The organism is Allobosea sp. ASV33, assembly GCF_016428755.1.
GTDB lineage: Bacteria > Pseudomonadota > Alphaproteobacteria > Rhizobiales > Beijerinckiaceae > Allobosea.
The window spans coordinates 1-2,199 of record NZ_JAELTI010000187.1; the positions used below are offsets into that span (position 1 = coordinate 1).

Annotated in this window: 3 protein-coding genes; 2 read left to right on the forward strand and 1 reads right to left on the reverse strand. The window is 67.8% G+C overall.

Annotation, left to right across the window (positions count from 1 at the left end):
* The coding region (locus JHD80_RS26975) for a methyl-accepting chemotaxis protein (protein WP_248311812.1) at nt 1–724 on the forward strand (724 nt) is incomplete at its 5' end.
* Nucleotides 725–804: 80 nt separating this feature from the next.
* Nucleotides 805–1,110, forward strand: a complete 306-nt coding sequence (locus JHD80_RS26980; RefSeq protein ID WP_199093634.1) for a hypothetical protein — start codon at nt 805–807, stop codon at nt 1,108–1,110.
* A gap of 162 nt (nt 1,111–1,272) precedes the next feature.
* On the opposite strand, the gene JHD80_RS26985 is transcribed toward JHD80_RS26980, so the two are convergent.
* Nucleotides 1,273–2,199, reverse strand: a 927-nt coding sequence (locus JHD80_RS26985) for an autotransporter family protein (protein WP_199093636.1), incomplete at its 5' end; no start/stop codon positions are given.

A 2,199-nucleotide genomic window follows, 5' to 3' on the forward strand; every position in this document is an offset into this window, starting at 1 on the left:
GGCGCTGGGCGAACAGGCCAATGCCATCGCCAATCGCGGCGGCGACATCGTCACCGCGGCGATTGCGGCGATGGAGCGCATCGAGCGCGCTTCCGCCAATATCGCCGAGATCATCAACGTCATCGACACGATCGCCTTCCAGACGAACTTGCTGGCCCTGAATGCCGCCGTCGAAGCGGCGCGTGCCGGCGAGGCGGGCCGCGGCTTCGCGGTGGTCGCCTCGGAAGTGAGGGCGCTCGCCCAGCGCTCCAGCGATTCGGCCAACGACATCAAGAAGCTGATCACGGATTCGGCCGATGAGGTCGCCGCTGGCGTGAAGCTGGTCCGGGAAGCCGGCAGCGCGCTGACCGAGATCGTGCAGTCGTCGCAGCAGGTTTCCACGGCCCTGGGCGATATCTCGATCGCCTCGCAGGAACAGGCCAATGGAATCGAAGAGGTCGCCAAAGTCGTGGCGCATCTCGACGAGATGACGCAGCAGAACGCGACGATGGTCGTGCAGAGCCATGCGGTCGCCGGCACGCTGGAGGATTCGGCGAAGCGGCTCCAGTCCCTCGTCACCTCATTCCAGATCCCGCTGGAGCGGCTGAGCGGCCAGACCGACAGCGTCGCCTTCACGCGCACGGCCCGGGACGAGGCCGCGCCGGCCCCGAACGGTCCCGCCCGGCTGCAGCGCAAGGTGCTGCGCGCCATGAACGGCGGGCGCGACGACTGGGCGGAATTCTAAAGGCCGCACCGATCGCCAGGCTCCAGGGCTTGCGCCCGGCTGCTCCATGGGACGCGCACACCATCTCCGAGGACAAGACGATGACGCAGGACGACATCAGCAATTGCATCGCCGGGCTGGCCAGTGCCCAGATCAGCCTGTTCGGCATCCTGTTCAAGCATCTGGAGAGCCGCCTCGGCGTCGAGATCAAACGCGATTTCGCCGACGAACTCGGCCGGATCATGATCATCGCCGAGCAAAGCGGGCAGCCGATCCAGCCCTTGCAGCGCATCATCTTCGAGCATGTCGGCGACTGGCTGAAATCCCCCGATCGCGGCTGGACGCCGGTCGTGATCGACGGGGCGAAGGCGACGGCGGGCGCGGCCGCCCCGACATGCGGCGGCTGACCTCACGGAGCGAGAAAGGCTTTCGCGCTCCGGCTGACCCCGAGGATGTGCAGCCGCGCTCAGCGCCTGCAAGGGGCCCCCGGATCTCGCCAGATTACGATTTTCCGGGCACCGGCTCGATAGCAACCGCGACCGATCCGAGAGAGATTGCGAGATTGCGACTTACCAGCTCACGCGCAGGCCCGCCCGGCCGGTCATGCTGTAGCTGTCGGCGAAATGGGCCAGGCTGGTCTGGGCCTCGACCTCGCCATAGAGCGCATAGCGGCCGGTTTCGTATTTGGCGCCGAGGCCGAGCCCGCCCCAGAGCCGTTCTCCACGGCTGGTCAGAGGCGTGCCGGCGACCGTTGCCGTCGTTCCGCCCAGGAATTCGTAACGGAGGTTGGCGATGCCGTAGAGCGAGGCGTTGACCGTTCGTCCTGCATTGTCGCGCCAGCTCTGCCGGTAGTCCGCGGAGAGGCCGAGCCGCCCGCGCAGGCTGTCACCGTCGGTCAACGCAACGCGGGCGCCGAACGGATCGACGAAGCTGTCGGCGTCGACATGGGAGTAGGTCAACTGCGCCTGCGGCGTCAGCGACCAGGCGCCTGACAGCGCGATGCGCTGCCCCAGCTCGAGCCCCAGCGCATAGCCGAAACCGCCCTTGCCCTTGGCGAGCTGACGCCCGGCCGTGGTGGAGGAGAGGTCGCTGTCGAACCAACTGAGCTTCGTCTGCGCGTCGGCATAGAAGCCCGACGCGCCGTACCAGGTCAGCGCCCCGCCGAAACCGCTGCCGGAGGCCTTGATCTTGCCGTGCCCGAAGACCGACGACATATCGGCGAGCGCCTCGCCATGATGCAGCGTCACGCCTCCGACGAGCGTGCCGGCTTCGCTGGCGAAGACCTGCCCGTCGGCGCCGGCCTGGAGGCGCCAGCTATCGATCATGTAATTCGTGCCGGTCGTGGAGAAGGCCGGCGTGACGCGGCTGTGGGCCGCATCGATGCGGGCCCAGATCGCACGGCCCGCCGCGTTCGCGGCGTCGTCAGCTCTGCCGTCGAAGCGCTCGCCGACGCGCTGGCGCAGGGTCTGCAACTCGTTCAGACTCTGCAGGACCTG